At 68.4% G+C, this 15,466-nt stretch carries 11 protein-coding genes; 9 read left to right on the top strand and 2 right to left on the bottom strand.

Annotation, left to right across the window (positions count from 1 at the left end):
- Window positions 1-31 precede the first annotated feature (31 nt).
- The 5 genes from ED92_RS28560 (at window position 32) to ED92_RS28540 (ending at window position 7,029) form a co-directional block, all read left to right on the top strand.
- The gene (locus ED92_RS28560) at window positions 32-1,483 is read left to right on the top strand and encodes a sodium:solute symporter (RefSeq protein WP_037343761.1); all 1,452 of its coding nucleotides are present in this window, start codon (window positions 32-34) and stop codon (window positions 1,481-1,483) included.
- A 20-nt stretch (window positions 1,484-1,503) separates the two neighbouring features.
- Window positions 1,504-2,457 (top strand): agmatinase, encoded by a 954-nt coding sequence (gene speB, locus ED92_RS28555; protein ID WP_037343759.1) that lies wholly within the window; start codon window positions 1,504-1,506, stop codon window positions 2,455-2,457.
- The gene (locus ED92_RS28550) at window positions 2,454-4,103 is read left to right on the top strand and encodes a thiamine pyrophosphate-binding protein (protein ID WP_037343756.1); all 1,650 of its coding nucleotides are present in this window, start codon (window positions 2,454-2,456) and stop codon (window positions 4,101-4,103) included. Before speB ends, ED92_RS28550 begins: the two co-directional genes overlap by 4 nt.
- On the top strand, window positions 4,100-5,506 hold the full coding sequence (locus ED92_RS28545; RefSeq protein ID WP_037343754.1) for an aminobutyraldehyde dehydrogenase: 1,407 nt from the start codon (window positions 4,100-4,102) through the stop codon (window positions 5,504-5,506). The genes ED92_RS28550 and ED92_RS28545 overlap by 4 nt, the downstream gene beginning before the upstream one ends.
- 80 nt (window positions 5,507-5,586) lie before the next feature.
- The gene (locus tag ED92_RS28540; RefSeq protein WP_037343752.1) at window positions 5,587-7,029 is read left to right on the top strand and encodes a cytosine permease; all 1,443 of its coding nucleotides are present in this window, start codon (window positions 5,587-5,589) and stop codon (window positions 7,027-7,029) included.
- Here ED92_RS28540 and ED92_RS28535 read toward each other — a convergent pair.
- On the bottom strand, window positions 7,026-7,841 hold the full coding sequence (locus ED92_RS28535) for an oxidoreductase (protein ID WP_037343751.1): 816 nt from the start codon (window positions 7,839-7,841) through the stop codon (window positions 7,026-7,028). The two genes, ED92_RS28540 and ED92_RS28535, sit on opposite strands and share 4 nt — an antisense overlap.
- 91 nt (window positions 7,842-7,932) lie before the next feature.
- Between ED92_RS28535 and ED92_RS28530 the strand changes: the two genes are divergently transcribed.
- Window positions 7,933-8,460: a TetR/AcrR family transcriptional regulator gene (locus tag ED92_RS28530; protein WP_037343749.1), complete on the top strand. Its 528-nt coding sequence runs from the start codon at window positions 7,933-7,935 to the stop codon at window positions 8,458-8,460.
- Window positions 8,461-8,647: 187 nt separating this feature from the next.
- Here ED92_RS28530 and dxs read toward each other — a convergent pair whose 3' ends face one another.
- Window positions 8,648-10,552 carry a 1-deoxy-D-xylulose-5-phosphate synthase gene (gene dxs, locus ED92_RS28525; RefSeq protein WP_037343748.1) on the bottom strand — a complete coding sequence of 635 codons (1,905 nt, stop codon included), beginning with the start codon at window positions 10,550-10,552 and terminating at the stop codon, window positions 8,648-8,650.
- A gap of 216 nt (window positions 10,553-10,768) precedes the next feature.
- Here dxs and ED92_RS28520 point away from each other — a divergent pair, with 216 nt between their 5' ends.
- From ED92_RS28520 to ED92_RS28510, 3 genes are read left to right on the top strand one after another with little or no spacing between them, the layout of a single operon-like run.
- Window positions 10,769-12,253: an aldehyde dehydrogenase family protein gene (locus ED92_RS28520; RefSeq protein ID WP_037343747.1), complete on the top strand. Its 1,485-nt coding sequence runs from the start codon at window positions 10,769-10,771 to the stop codon at window positions 12,251-12,253.
- 16 nt (window positions 12,254-12,269) lie between these two features.
- On the top strand, window positions 12,270-13,781 hold the full coding sequence (locus ED92_RS28515; protein WP_037343746.1) for an APC family permease: 1,512 nt from the start codon (window positions 12,270-12,272) through the stop codon (window positions 13,779-13,781).
- Entirely contained in the window at window positions 13,778-15,331 is a 1,554-nt protein-coding gene (locus ED92_RS28510; protein ID WP_037343745.1) for a GMC family oxidoreductase, read from the top strand. The genes ED92_RS28515 and ED92_RS28510 overlap by 4 nt, the downstream gene beginning before the upstream one ends.
- The last annotated feature ends 135 nt before the right edge of the window (window positions 15,332-15,466 follow it).

The following is a 15,466-nucleotide window of genomic DNA, read 5'->3' as shown; positions in this document are numbered from 1 at the left end:
AAGCGAACAGCCCCAAGTCAAGGAGGACACCGTGGCCGGTGACTACGCGGTGATCGCGCTCTACATAGCGGGCATGATCGGGGTCGGCTGGTTCGGGCTGCGGCTCGCCAAGACCAAATCCGACTACCTCGTCGCGGGCCGCCGCCTCGGCTGGTTCATGTACTCGGGCACGATGTCCGCGGTCGTCCTCGGCGGCGCTTCGACGGTCGGCGGGGTGAAGCTCGGCTACACCTACGGCGTCTCCGGCGCCTGGCTCGTGATCGCGATCGGGATCGGCATCCTGGTCCTGCACACGCTGTTCGCGCGGCGGCTGGTGAAACTGCGCGTCTACACCGTCGGCGAGATGCTCGACCTGCGGTACGGCGGCTCCACCAGCACCATCTCCGGCGTGGTCATGTGGGGCTACACGCTGATGCTGACCGTCACCTCGACGCTGGCGTTCGCCACCATCTTCAAGGTCCTGTTCAACGTGCCGAGCTGGGCGGGTATCGCCATCGGCGGCTCGATCGTGGTGCTCTACTCGGTGCTCGGCGGCATGTGGTCGATCACGCTGACCGACATCGTCCAGTTCGTCATCAAGACCATCGGCATCCTGCTGATCCTCCTGCCGGTCTCGATCGTCTCCGCGGGCGGTTTCGAAGGTATCGCCGCGCGGCTGGACGAGAGCTACTTCGAACTGACCGCCATCGGCGGCGACACGATCTTCACGTACTTCCTCATCTACAGCTTCGGCCTGCTGATCGGCCAGGACATCTGGCAGCGCGTGTTCACCGCGCGGACGCCGGGTATCGCGACCGGCGGCGGCGTCATCTCCGGCGTCTACTGCCTCGTCTACGGTCTCGCCGGCGCGCTGATCGGCACCGCGGCCAAGACGCTGTACCCGAACCTCGCCAGCGCGCAGGACGCGTTCGCGACCATCGTCGAGCAGCAACTGCCCGCCGGGATCCGCGGGCTGGTGCTCGCGGCGGCGCTCTCGGCGATGATGTCGACCGCGAGCGGCGCGCTCATCGCCTGCTCCACGGTCAGCACCTCGGATCTGCTTTCCAAGCTGGGCCTCAAAAAGGCCGTCAACGAGGTGACGAGGAACCGGGTCACCACGCTGGTTCTCGGCATCGTCGCGATCGGCATCGCGATGATCGTGGACGACGTCGTCAACGCGCTGACCATCGCTTACGACATCCTCGTCGGCGGTCTGCTGGTCGCGATCATCGGCGGGCTGGCGTGGAAACGCGGTACCCGCCAGGGCGCGCTCGCGTCGATGGTGGTCGGCACCGTCGTGGTCATCACGTTCATGTTCGTCGACGGCGTCGAGGCCAACAGCCCGATCTACTGGGGCCTCGGCTCCAGCCTCGCGGTGTACCTGCTGGTCAGCTTCCTGACGCCGCGTACCTCCGACGAAATCCTCACCGTGTGGACCCGCCGCCTGAACGGCAGCGCGGCCGCCGAAGAAGAAGAGGCGAAACTCGCCGCTTCGCAGTCCTGAAACAGCCAGAAGGAGACACAGTGCCTGAGCAGAACCCGATCGGACCCGTCGACTCTTCGAGGGTGCCCCGGTTCGCCGGTTTCGCGACCTTCGCGAGGCTTCCGCGGATCGATCAGGTCGAGCGCGCCGACGTCGCCGTCGTCGGGGTGCCGTTCGACGCCGGGGTGTCCTACCGCCCCGGCGCGCGCTTCGGCCCCTCCGCGCTCCGTGAGGCCAGCCGGCTCCTTCGCCCGTACCACCCGGAACTCGACGTTTCCCCGTTCGCCGAAACACAGGTGGTCGACGCCGGCGACATCGCGCTCAACCCGTTCAACATCGGCGAGGCGATCGAAACGCTGCAGAGCGAGGCCGAGGCGCTCACCGCGAACGGGACACGGCTGGTGACCGTCGGCGGCGACCACACGATCGCGCTGCCGCTGCTGCGGGCGGCGGCGAAGAAGCACGGACCGGTGGCGCTGCTGCACTTCGACGCGCACCTCGACACCTGGGACACCTACTTCGGCGAGCCGTACACCCACGGCACCCCGTTCCGGCGGGCGTCCGAGGAAGGCATCCTCGACACCGAAGCGCTGTCCCACGTCGGCACGCGCGGCCCGCTGTACGGCAAGCGGGATCTGGAGGAGGACCGCCGTCTCGGATTCGGCATCGTCACCTCGGGCGACGTCATGCGCCGCGGGGTCGCCGAGACCGTCGACGCGCTGCGCCAGCGCATCGGCGGCCGCCCGCTCTACATCTCGGTCGACATCGACGTGCTCGACCCGGCGCACGCGCCCGGCACCGGCACTCCCGAAGCGGGCGGCATGACCAGCCGCGAACTGCTGGAGATCCTGCGCGGACTGCGGGACTGCAACCTCGTCGGAGCCGATGTGGTGGAGCTGGCCCCGGCCTACGATCATGCCGAGATCACCGCCATCGCGGCTTCCCACGTCGCCTACGACCTGGTGAGCCTGCTCAGTTTGGGGAAGAGCGCATGACACAACGCATCGGCGGCGACATCGTCGTCGAAACCCTCCACGCGCTCGGCGCGGACACCGTGTTCGGCCTGCCGGGCCAGCACGCGCTCGGTCTGTTCGAAGCGTTGCGGCGCACGGACGACCTGCGCGTCATCAGTTCACGGGTGGAGAACAATCTGGCGTTCGCGGCCGACGGGCACGCCCGCGCCCGGCTCGCGGCGGATCCCGAAGGCCCGGTCCCGGTGACACCGATGATCGTGTCGACCGGTCCCGGCGCGCTGCTGACTTTGGCCTCACTGCAGGAATCGCGGGCGGCGTCGGTCCCGGTGCTCGGGATCTCCAGCCAGATCCCGGTCGCCGGGCTCGGCGGCGGGCGGCACGGCTATCTGCACGAACTGCCCGATCAGCAGGCCAGTTTCCGCGACGTGGTGAAGTCGGTGCACGTGGTGCGCACCGTCGGCCAGATCCCGACGGCGCTGCGCGAGGCGTGGGAATCGGCGGCGACCGCGCCGTACGGCCCGGTGTGGGTCGAGATCCCGCAGGACATCCTGCTGGCTCCGACGGATCTGCCGCGGATCACGTCCGTGACCGCACGGCCCGCTCCGCTCGTGCCGTTGCCGGAGCTCGTCACCGAAGCGGCGAAACTCCTTGGCGCGGCCGAGAATCCGGTGATCCTCGCTGGTGGCGGCGCGCTGCGTTCGGGTGCGCACGCGGAACTGAAGGCGCTCGCGGAGGCTTTGCGCGCCCCGGTGCTGTCGACGTTCGGCGGCAAGGGCGTCTTCGGCTGGGATCACGAGCTGTCCGGACAATCGTGGCTGGAGGACTGGCACAGCACCGAGTTCCTCTCGGCCGCGGATGTGCTGCTGGTGCTGGGCTCCGGGCTCGGCGAACTGTCCAGCAACTACCGCGAGTTCGCCCCGCGCGGCCGGGTGATCCAGGTCGAGGCCGATCTCGGGAAGCTGGAGTCGAACTACCCGGCCTTGGGCATCCATGCCGACGTCCGCCTTGCCCTGCAAGGACTTCTGGAGCAGGTTCCGTTCCGGCAGTCAGACGGCGCCGCCGAAGCGGCGGTGACGGAACTGCTGGCCAAGGTGCGCGAACGCCTCGACGGCCAGCCCCTCGAAGCCGAGCGCAAGCTCATCGACGACATCCGCGCGGCGATCCCCGAAGGCACCCAGACGTTCTGGGACATGACGATCGCGGCCTACTGGGCCTGGTCGGCGTGGAATCCCGAGGGCGCGCCGATCCACACCGCGCAGGGTGCGGGCGGGCTCGGCTACGGCCTGCCCGGCGCGCTCGGCGGTGCCGCGGCGACCGGCGGCCCGGCGCTCGCGGTCTCCGGCGACGGCGGCGCGATGTACGGCATCGCGGAACTGGCCACGGCGGTCCAGCATGGACTGGACGTCACCTGGCTCATCGTCGACGACGGCGGCTACGGCATCCTGCGCGAGTACCTGACCGGCGCGTTCGGGCAGTCCACCGCCACCGAACTCGCCCGCCCCGATTTCGCCGCGCTGGCGAAGTCCTTCGGCGTCGGCGCGACCGTGTCCTCTTTGGACACCGTCGGGAAGGACCTGGCCGACGCGTTGGCCACACCTGGCCCGTCCGTGGTCGTCCTGCCCGCCCTGCTCAAGATGTTCGAGCCGACCCACCTGGAGAAGAAATGACTCAGGTCCTCAATTTCGTCGACGGCGCCGAGGTACCGGCGTCGGGCTCGCGGACGCTCGACCTGGTGAATCCCGCCACCGGCGAGGTCTTCGGCACCAGCGTCCTTTCGGAACAGTCCGATGTGGACGCGGCGCTGGCCGCGGCCGGACGGGCGTTCAAGGTGTGGCGCAAGAGCACGCCCGCCCAGCGTCAGCTCGCGCTGCTGAAGATCGCCGACGCGCTGGAATCCCGCGCGGAGGAGTTCGCCGAGCTCGAAATCCGGGAGACCGGCAAGATCCGCGCCGTCGTGCTGGACGAGGAGATCCCGGAGTGCGTCAGCGCGCTGCGGTTCTTCGCCGGTGCGGCGCGGCAGCTCGAAGGCACCGCGTCCGGGGAGTACCTGCCCGGGCACACGTCGGCGATCCGCCGGGAGCCGGTCGGTGTCTGCGCGCAGATCGCGCCGTGGAACTACCCGCTGATGATGGGTGTCTGGAAGATCGCCCCGGCCTTGGCGGCGGGCAACACCGTCGTGCTCAAGCCCGCGGAGACCACGCCGTCGACGGCCGTCCTGCTGGCCAAGGTCGCGGCGGAGTTCCTGCCGCAGGGCGCTTTCAACGTGTTGTGCGGCGACCGCGACACCGGCCGCGCGCTGGTGAAGCACCCGATCACCGAGCTGGTGTCGATCACCGGGTCGACCCGCGCCGGGATCGACGTCGCCACCGTCGCGGCGGCCGACCTCAAGCGCACGCACCTCGAACTCGGCGGCAACGCGCCCCTGCTGGTCTTCGGCGACGTGAACCTCGCCGAAGCGGCCGAGGGCATCGTCGGCGCGGCGTTCTACAACGCCGGGCAGGACTGCACCGCGGGCAGCCGGGTGCTGGTGGACGCGGCGATCCACGACGAGTTCGTCGCGGAGCTGACCAAGGCCGCCGCCGCGCAGACGCCGGGCGAGGACTTCGGCCCGCTCAACAGCGAGGCGCAGTTCGGGCGGGTCCGCGGACTCGTCGAGCGGCTGCCCTCGCACGCTCGCGTGGAGACCGGAGGCACCCCCGCCGGCGACCGCGGTTTTTTCTTCTCCCCCACCGTGATCTCGGGCCTGAAGCAGGACGACGAGATCGTGCAGGAGGAGATCTTCGGCCCGGTGATCACCGTCCAGTCCTTTGTGGACGAGGACGAGGCGGTGCGCCTGGCCAACGGCGTCCCCTACGGGCTGGCGTCGTCGATCTGGACCAACGACCTGTCACGCGCGACCCGCGTTTCGGGCGAACTCGACTTCGGCTGCGTCTGGGTCAACACCCACGGGCCGCTGGTCTCGGAAATGCCCCATGGCGGCTTCGGGCACTCGGGCCACGGAAAGGACCTCTCGTCCTACTCCTTCGCCGAGTACACCCGCGTGAAGCACGTCATGACCCGCTTCGCCTGATCGCGTTTCGTCCTCTGAACGCGGTACTTGCGTGTGCAAGGACCTCATTCAGAGGACTAAACGCATAGCTGGAGGTCCCCATGGGTGACAAGGTCACCGAAGTCGAGCAGCACGGCATCGCACCGATCCCGCCGGAAGAACAGACCTCGCGTCCGCGCGACCTGTTCCGGATGGCGTTCGGCGGTGCCAACACCTTCGCCACCATCATCCTCGGGACCCTCCCGATCGCCTTCGGGCTGAGCTTCTGGGCGGCGGTGGCGGCCACCGTCGCGGGCGTGGTCGTCGGCGCGCTGGTGCTCTCACCGATGTCGCTGTTCGGCCCGCTCACCCGCACCAACAACGCGGTCTCCTCCGGCGCGCACTTCGGCGTCGTCGGCCGCTGTGTCGGCTCCTTCCTCTCCCTGCTGACGGCGATCACCTTCTTCGCCATCTCGGTCTGGGTGAGCGGCGACGCCGTCGCCGGTGCGGCACAACGACTTTTCGGCTTCGACGGCGGCGAAGTGCTCCGCGGCGTCGCGTACGGCGTCATCGCGATCGCCACGCTGGTGGTGTGCATCTACGGCTACCGGTTCATGCTGCTGGTGAACCGGGTCGCCGTGGTGCTGGGCACGGCGATCATGCTGCTCGGGATCGTGGCCTACGGCGGCACGTTCGACCCCGGGTTCGCCGGCACCGGCACGTACGCGCTCGGCGACTTCTGGCCGACGTGGATCCTGGCCGCGCTCACCACGATGGCGAACCCGATCTCGTTCGGCGCCTTCCTCGGCGACTGGACGCGCTACATCCCCGCGCGGCACAGTCGCCGTTCCCTGCTGGCCGCGCCGTTCCTGGCGCAGGTGGCGACATTGCTGCCGTTCGGCTTCGGCATCGCCACCGCCACCCTGGTCACGGATCCGGCCGACTACATCACCGGCCTGACCGCGATCTCCCCGCTCTGGTACGCGATCCCGCTGATCGTCGTCGCGCTGATCGGCGGGCTGTCCACCGGCACGACGTCGCTCTACGGGACCGGCCTGGACTTCAGCTCGATCTTCGCGAAGCTGAGCCGGGTGCAGGCGACGCTGCTGATCGGCTCCCTCAGTGTCGTGTTCATCTTCGTCGGCAATTTCGTGCTGGACATGGTGTCCAGCATCAACGCCTTCGCCACGCTGATCGTGCTGTGCACCTCGCCGTGGATGGTGATCATGATGATCGGCTTCGTGCTGCGGCGCGGGTTCTACGACCCGGACGACCTCCAGGTGTTCAACCAGGGCCGCAAGGGCGGACGCTACTGGTTCACCCGCGGGGTGAACTGGCGCGCGATGGCCGCGTGGATCCCGGCGACGACGCTGGGCCTGCTGACGGCCAACACCCCGATGATCGCCGGGCCGTTCAAGGACATCGCGGGCGGCGTCGACATCAGCATGGTGGTGACGCTGTGCACGGCGGCGATCGCGTATCCCGTGCTGGTGAAGCTCTTCCCCGAGCCGCGGGAGGTCTACTCGTACGCGGAACCCGTCGCGGAACCGGCCGTCGCGGTCTAGGCGAAGCGGCGCAGCGCCCCGAGGAACAACGCGTCGAAGGCGCGGTCCGGGAGCACCCGGCGCACGAACAGGATCGGCTTCGCCCCGAAACCGGCGGCGTAGCGGGTCTTCGGGCGCCGGGCCCGGACGGCCCTCACGATGACGTCGGCGATCACCTTGGGGTGGGAACCGCGCGCGGCCTGGTCGAAGAACTTCGCCAGCGCCTTGGCCTGCGGCGCGTACGCGGTGTCACCCGAGGTCTTGAGCAGGTTCTCGACGGCGATACCGCCCCATTCGGTCTTGATGGCGCCGGGTTCGACCACCACGACGTCGATGCCGAACGGCTTGAGCTCCAGCCGCAGTGAGTCGCTGAGTCCTTCGACCGCGAACTTCGTCGAGTGGTACCAGCCGCCGAGCGGCTCGTAGATCTTGCCGCCGATGGACGAGATGTTCACGATCTTGCCGGAGCCCTGGGCACGCATATGCGGCGTGGTCAGCTGGACGAGCCGCGCGAGCCCGAACAGGTTGACCTCGAACTGGTACTTCCCCTCCGAAAGCGGCACGTCCTCGAAGGCGCCGTACGAGCCGTAGCCCGCGTTGTTGACCAGGACGTCGATGCGGCCAGACTCCTCGATGATCCGCTCGATACCCGCGACCATCGACGCGTCGTCGGTGACGTCCATCGCGAGAACCTTCACCCCGCGCTCGGCGAGCCCCGCCATCCGCTCGACGCGCCTCGCGGCGCCGTAGACCGTGTAACCCGCGTCCTTCAGCGCGAGCGCCGTGGCTTCGCCGATCCCCGCCGAGGCTCCCGTGACCAGTGCGACCTTCATGACCGTCTCCTAACTAACCAGTTGGTTGTCAATTCAGGCTGCCACGCGGCCCGCCTGGATGTCAACCAACCAGTTAGTTAGACTGGATCACATGGTCAGGGACAAGGAAGCGACCAAGCGGAAACTGCTGGACGCGGCGACGACGGAGTTCGCGACGTACGGCATCGCCGGCGCCAGGGTGGACCGCATCGCGAAGAACGCGGGCGCGAACAAGGCGCTGATCTACGCCTACTTCTGCAGTAAGGAAGAGCTTTTCGAGAAGGTCGTGGAGGAGCAGGTGGACCTCGCGATCCGGACTCTCACGATCACGCCCGAGGACCTGCCCGGCTACGCGGGCAGGCTGTTCGACCGCTACCTCGAACATCCCCATCTCCTGCGGCTCATGGGCTGGCTGCGCCTGGAGAACGGCTTCGACGCGACGCCCGAAGCCGAGGTCCGGGCGCACGCGGACAAGGTCGCCGCGATCCAGGCGGCGCAACGGGCGGGCACCGTGCCGGACCACTTCGACGCCGAGGAACTGCTGAGCCTCGTCGTGCACCTGTCGATCCTGGGGTTCTCCTCGCCCACCGCGACGCGAGACCTCGTGGTGCGGGCGGTTGGGCGGATCGTGGGCACCTGAGCCGGGCTTTCGCGCGACCGGCTGGGTATGCGGCGTCGGACTCTCCCGGGTGTCATGAAAGGGCCGTTCAGGACATTTTTCGTCCTGAACGGCCCTTTCATGACACTTGGGAAGCGTGTAGCGCGTGCCATGAAAGGTCCTTTCCTTGCAAATTTTGCAAGGAAAGGACCTTTCATAGCGCACTTGCTCAGCGGCGCGTGTCCTCCGGAGCCGGAGTCCGGCTAGCCAGCTTCGCCGACCACTCGGTCACCCGCCGTGCCACGTCCTGCGCGGTGAGTCCGACGCGGGCCAGCACCTCCTCGCGCGAACCGTGGTCGTGGAACACCTGCGGCACCGCGAGATCCCGCAGCGGCACGTCGCATTCGGCGTCGCGGAACAGCGCGGCCAGCGCGGAGCCGAAGCCACCGTGCCGCCCGCTGTCCTCGACGGTCACGACGAGCTTGTGCTGTTCGGCCAGCGCGACCAGTTCGGCCGGGGCCGGGACGACCCAGCGCGGGTCCACCACGGTCACGCCGATGCCCTGGTCGGCCAGCCGGTCCGCGGCGGCGAGCCCGAGCATCGCGAACGCGCCCACCGCGACGAGCAGGACGTCGGCGTCGCCGCCAGGTTTGCGCAGCACGTCCACCGTGCCGACGCGTTCCACGGCGGGCACCGAGTCGATCACGCCGCCCTTGGAGAACCGCAGCGCCGTCGGCCCGTCCTCGACCGCGACGGCCTCCCGCAGCTCCTCGCGCAGCGTGCCGGCGTCACGCGGAGCGGCGACCCGCATCCCGGGCACCATGCCCAGCAGCGAAAGGTCCCACATGCCGTGGTGGCTGGGACCGTCCGGACCGGTGATACCCGCGCGGTCCAGCACCAGCGTCACCGGCTGGCGGTGCAGCGCGACGTCCATCAGGACCTGGTCGAACGCCCGGTTCAGGAAGGTCGAGTAGACGGCCACGACGGGGTGCTTGCCACCCATCGCGAGCCCGGCGGCCGAGGTCACCGCGTGCTGCTCGGCGATCCCGACGTCGTACCAGCGGTCCGGGTACGCCTCCGCGAACTTGTGCAGCCCGGTCGAGCGCAGCATGGCCGCGGTGATCGCGACGACGTCCTCGCGGTCGGCGCCGATCTTGACCATTTCGTCGGCGAAGACGCCGGTCCAGCTCGGGCCCTTGACCGGCGGCAGGCCGGTTTCCGGGTCGATCGGGTCGGTCTGGTGCATCTGGTCGGCCTGATTGGTGACCGCCGGCTCGTAGCCGTGGCCCTTCTCGGTGACCACGTGCACGATGACCGCGCCGCCGAAGTCACGGGCGCTCTGGAACGCCTTCTCCAGCGCGACGAGGTCGTGCCCGTCGACCGGGCCGAGGTACTTGAGGCCGAGGTCGGAGAACATCATCTGCGGGCTCAGCGCGTCTTTGAGACCCGCCTTCGCCGCGTGCAGCGCCGCGTAGATCGGCTTGCCGACGACGGGGGTGTGCCGCAGCAGTTCCTTGCCGCGGTCCAGCACGCGCTCGTAGCCCGGCTTGAGCCGCAGCGACGCGAGGTGGTCGGCGACGCCGCCGATGGTCGGCGAGTAGGAGCGGCCGTTGTCGTTGATGACGATGACGACCGGACGGCGCGGGTTCGCGGCGATGTTGTTGAGCGCCTCCCAGCACATGCCGCCGGTCAGCGCGCCGTCGCCGACGACGGCGATCGCGTGCCTGCCGCCGCCTTCGAGTTCGAACGCCTTGGCCAGACCGTCCACATAGGACAAAGCGGTCGAGGCGTGGCTGTTCTCGACGAGGTCGTGCTCGCTCTCGCAGCGCGCCGGGTAGCCGGTGAGGCCGCCGAGCTGGCGCAGCTTGCCGAAGCCGTCATGACGGCCGGTGACGATCTTGTGCACGTACGCCTGGTGGCCGACGTCCCACACGATCGCGTCGTCCGGCGAGTCGAAGACGCGGTGCAGCGCCATGGTCAGTTCGACCACACCCAGGTTCGGGCCAAGGTGACCACCGGCGAGCCGCACCTTCTCGACGAGGAAGTCCCGGATCTCCGCGGCCAGCTCACCGAGCTGGTCCTGGTTCATCCGCTTCAAGTCGGCCGGTCCGTGCACGGACTCGAGCAACGTCACTCTCCCACCTCGCCTGGTTCCTCTTCCGCCGTTCCGACCAGTCTACGGAGGTCGCCTGAGAGTCTTCCGTCCGCCGCGTCACGGGTCACATGTCAGAAAATCACCACTCGGCACCCAAGGGTGTGAACATGGTCTCTTTTGCCAAGTAGCGGTCACGTCGGGTGGCCGCGATAATCGCTGATCGACGGTTGAGCAGGAGCCGGTTCGGAGGGCTTGATGGCGGACTTTTTCATCGGTGGCGAGTGGGTCGACGCGGTCGGCGGTGGTCGCCGGGAAATCCGCTGCCCCGCTGACGGGTCGCTGGTCGCGGAGGTCGCCGAGGGCACCCGTGAAGACACCGAAGCGGCCATCGCCGCCGCGCGGAAGGCGTTCGACACCGGTCCGTGGCCGCAGACGCCCGCCCCGCAGCGCGGCGACCTGCTGCTGAAGGCCGCCGACCTGCTGGACCGCGACGCCGCCGCCTTCGCCCGCGCCGAATCGCTCGACACCGGGAAACGGCTGGTCGAGAGCGAATACGACATGGCCGACATCGCCGCGTGCCTGCGCTACTTCGGCAAGCTCGCCGCGAACGACGCGGGCCGCGTGGTCGACACCGGCAACCCGGACGCGTTCAGCCGCATCGTGCACGAGCCGGTCGGCGTCTGCGGCTTGATCACGCCGTGGAACTACCCGCTCCTGCAGACCATCTGGAAGGTCGCCCCGGCGCTCGCGGCGGGCAACACCTTCGTCCTCAAGCCCAGCGAACTGACCCCGCACACCTCGATCATGCTGATGAAGCTGCTGACCGAGGCCGGCCTCCCCGGCGGCGTCGCGAACCTCGTGCTCGGCGCCGGCGCGCAGGCCGGAGCACCGCTCTCGGAGCATCCGGACGTCGACCTCGTGTCGTTCACCGGCGGCCTCGCGACCGGCAAGATCATCGCCGCCTCGGCCGCGGCCACCGTCAAGAAGGTCGCGCTGGAACTGGGCGGCAAGAACCCGAACGTCGTGTTCGCGGACTCGGATTTCGACACCGCCGTCGACTACGCGCTGACCGCGGTGTTCCTGCACTCCGGGCAGGTCTGCTCGGCGGGCGCGCGGCTGATCGTCCAGGAGGAGTGGCACGACAAGTTCGTCGACGAACTCGTCCGCCGCGCCGAACTGATCCGACTGGGTGGACCTTTCGACCCGAAGGCTGAAACCGGTCCGCTGATCTCGGCCGCCCATTTGGAAAAGATCGAACGCTACGTCGCGGCGGCGCTCGAAGAGGGCGCTGTCCTGCGCACCGGCGGCAAACGCCCCGATGATCGCGAACTCGCGAAGGGGCATTACTACCTGCCGACCATCCTCGACAACGTGAAGCAGGGCAGCAGCGCCGTCGTCGACGAATCGTTCGGCCCGGTGCTCACCGTCGAGACCTTCACCGACGAGGACGACGCCGTCCGCATCGCCAACGACACCCACTACGGCCTCGCCGGCGCGGTGTTCACCTCGGACGCCTCCCGCGCGCAGCGGGTCGCGAACCGGCTGCGGCACGGCACGATCTGGATCAACGACTTCCACCCGTACCTGCCGCAGGCGGAATGGGGCGGCTACAAGCAGTCCGGCTTCGGGCGCGAGCTCGGCCCGACCGGACTGGCCGAGTACACGGAGGCGAAGCACATCTACCAGAACCTCCGGCCCGCACCACAGCGCTGGTTCTCCGGGGAGCCCGCGTCCAACTAAAGAGGGGAAATTGCCGATGAGCACTCCTTCCGACGACGGCTTGGCCGGTTTCGGCTACAAACAGGAACTCGAAAGAACGCTCGGCAATTTCCACACCTTCGCCGCCGGGATCAGCTACATCTCGATCCTGACGGGCACCTTCCAGCTGTTCTACTTCGGCTTCAGCTTCGGCGGGCCCGCATACTGGTGGTCTTGGCCGATGGTGTTCGTCGGCCAGCTGATGGTGGCGCTGTCGTTCGCCGAACTGGCCGCGCACTATCCGGTCGCCGGGTCGATCTACAACTGGTCGAAACGGCTCGGCAGCCCGCACGTCGCCTGGCTGGCCGGGTGGATGATGCTCACCGCGTCGATCGTCAGCATCGCCGCCGTCGCGCTCGCGTACCAGATCACGCTCCCCCAGATCTCGTCGTTCTTCTCCTTCTCCGGCGACAGCGCGGTGAACGCGGTCATCCTGGGCACGGCGCTGATCGTGTTCACGACACTGGTGAACGCGTGGGGCGTCAAGCTGATGGCGCGGATCAACAGCGCCGGGGTGTTCATCGAACTGATCGCCGCGGTCCTGCTGATCGTCGCGCTCGCGGTGAACATCACGCGAGGCCCGGAAGTCGTCATGCAGACGAACAACACCGGCGCCGACCAGCCGTGGGGCTACTTCGGGGCGTTCCTGGTCGCTTCGCTCGCGTCGACCTACGTCATGTACGGCTTCGACACCGCCAGTTCGCTCGGCGAGGAGTCGCACGACCCGCGCAAGAACGCGCCCAAGGCGATCCTGCGCGCGCTGATCGCGTCGTTCGTCATCGGCGGGCTGATCCTGCTGCTGGCGCTGATGGCCGTGGGCGATATCAACAACCCGGAGATCGCGACCGGCGGCCTGCAGTTCATCGTGCTCGACGTCCTCGGAAGCACCATCGGCACGATCTTCCTGCTGGCGGTCGTCATCGCCATCACCGTCTGCAACCTGGCCGTGCAGTCGGCGGCGATCCGGATGATGTTCGCGATGGGCCGCGACAACAACCTGCCCGCCGGGAAGCATCTGGCCCGGGTGTCGCCGAAGACGAAGACGCCGGTGGTCCCCGCGATCGTGTCCGGCGTGATCGCCGTGCTGATCCTGGTGGTCAACGTCGGCCAGCCGCAGATCTTCACGGTGATCACCAGTATCGGCATCATCATGATCTACCTGGCGTACCTGCTGGTCACCGTTCCGATGCTGGTCAAGCGCTTCCGCGGGCAGTGGCCGCCGCCGAAGGTGGCGGGCACCAAGTACTTCTCGCTCGGCAAACTGGGGCTGCCGGTCAACATCCTCGGCGTGCTGTGGGGCGGCGCGATCGTGGTGAACCTGGCCTGGCCGCGGCGCGAGGTCTACAACGCGACCGAGCCGTATCACTGGTACCTCGAATGGGGGGCCGTGCTGTTCGTCGGCGCGGTGGCGGTCGCCGGTTTCGCGTATTACTGGTTCGTCCTGCGGCACAAGAGCGGCGTCCTGGCCGATCACGCCGCGGAAGCACATCCCGAGGAGGCAGCACAGTGACCGGAGAGTTCGACTACATCGTCGTCGGCGGCGGGACGGCGGGTTCGGTGGTCGCGGCGAGACTCTCGGAAGATCCGGACGTCACCGTGGCACTCCTGGAAGCCGGACCATCCGATGTGGACGATCCGGCGGTGCTGGAGCTGACGAAGTGGATGGCCCTGCTGGAATCCGGCTACGACTGGGACTACCTGGTGGAGCCGCAGGAGTCCGGCAACTCGTTCCTGCGCCACGCCCGGGCGCGGGTGCTCGGCGGCTGCTCGTCGCACAACTCGTGCATCGCGTTCTGGGCGCCGGCCGAAGACCTCGACGAATGGTCGTCACTCGGCCTGCCCGGTTGGGCGGCGAAGGATATTTTCCCGCTCTACCAACGTCTTGAGACCAACGACGGCCCCGGCGACCACCACGGCCGCTCGGGTCCGGTGACCATCCGCTCGGTGCCGCCGAACGACCCGACCGGTGTCGCGCTGCTGCAGGCCTGCGAGCAGGCGGGGATCCCGAGGACGGAGTTCAACTCGGGCAAGACCGTGACGCACGGGGCGAACTGGTTCCAGATCAACGCGCGCGAGGACGGCACGCGGTCGTCGGCGTCGGTGTCGTACCTGCACCCGATCATCGGCAAGCGGCCGAATCTGGAGATCATCACCGGCGCCCGCGTCCGGCGGCTGTTGTTCGACGGCAAACGCTGCACCGGCGCGGAATACCTCGCCGACGACCTGATCCACGGCGTCCGGCTGCGCGCGCGGCGCGAGGTGATCCTGTCTTCGGGCGCGATCGACACCCCGAAACTCCTGATGCTGTCCGGGATCGGCCCCGCTTCCCATTTGCGCGAGGTCGGCGTGGACGTGCTGGTGGACTCCCCCGGCGTCGGCGAGAACCTGCAGGACCACCCCGAAGGCGTCATCCAGTGGGACGCGCTGCAGCCGATGACGACCGAATCCACCCAATGGTGGGAAATCGGCATCTTCACCACCACGGAGGAAGGCCTCGACCGGCCGGACCTGATGTTCCACTACGGCTCGGTGCCGTTCGACATGAACACCCTCCGGCACGGCTATCCCACCACGGAGAACGGCTTCTGCCTGACCCCGAACGTCACCCGGTCGCGGTCGACCGGGACCGTGCGGCTGCGCAGCCGCGACTACCGGGACAAGCCGAAGGTGGACCCGCGGTACTTCACCGACGAACACGACATGCGCGTGATGACCTACGGCATCAAACTGGCGCGCAAGATCGCCGAGCAGCCCGCGCTGGACGAGTGGGCGGGCACGGAACTGGCTCCCGGCAAGGACGTGAAGACCGACGACGAGATCGCGGACTACCTGCGCAAGACGCACAACACGGTCTATCACCCTTCGTGCACCGCGAAAATGGGCGGCGATGGCGACCCGATGGCCGTCCTGGACGCCCGGCTGCGCGTGCGCGGCGTCGAAGGCCTGCGGGTCGCCGACGGCTCGGCGATGCCGTTCCTGGTCGCGGTGAACCCGTGCATCACGACGATGGCGATCGGCGAGAAGTGCGCGGACATGCTGAAGGAGGACGCGCGCTCCTAGGACTCGCTCGTCCGGCCCCCTGGCTTCGGCCAGGGGGCTTCTTCTTGCCCGGAAAACCGGTGGAGCGGCCGCCGGCTGGCCATTACCGTGCTGCCGGACCACGTCGCCGAACCGAGGGCCTGCCGTTGTACACCC

The organism is Amycolatopsis sp. MJM2582 (assembly GCF_000754115.1).
Lineage (GTDB): Bacteria > Actinomycetota > Actinomycetes > Mycobacteriales > Pseudonocardiaceae > Amycolatopsis > Amycolatopsis japonica.
Note: the sequence above shows the minus strand (reverse complement) of the source record. Positions and strands in the feature narration are given on the sequence as shown.

Bases quoted from the DNA above. Each gene is read 5' to 3' on its own strand.
- ED92_RS28550 (WP_037343756.1), top strand. From the start codon at position 2,454: ATGACACAACGCATCGGCGGCGACATCGTCGTCGAAACCCTCCACGCG.
- ED92_RS28545 (WP_037343754.1), top strand. From the start codon at position 4,100: ATGACTCAGGTCCTCAATTTCGTCGACGGCGCCGAGGTACCGGCGTCG.
- ED92_RS28540 (WP_037343752.1), top strand. From the start codon at position 5,587: ATGGGTGACAAGGTCACCGAAGTCGAGCAGCACGGCATCGCACCGATC.
- ED92_RS28535 (WP_037343751.1), bottom strand. From the start codon at position 7,841: ATGAAGGTCGCACTGGTCACGGGAGCCTCGGCGGGGATCGGCGAAGCC.
- ED92_RS28530 (WP_037343749.1), top strand. From the start codon at position 7,933: ATGGTCAGGGACAAGGAAGCGACCAAGCGGAAACTGCTGGACGCGGCG.
- ED92_RS28520 (WP_037343747.1), top strand. From the start codon at position 10,769: ATGGCGGACTTTTTCATCGGTGGCGAGTGGGTCGACGCGGTCGGCGGT.
- ED92_RS28515 (WP_037343746.1), top strand. From the start codon at position 12,270: ATGAGCACTCCTTCCGACGACGGCTTGGCCGGTTTCGGCTACAAACAG.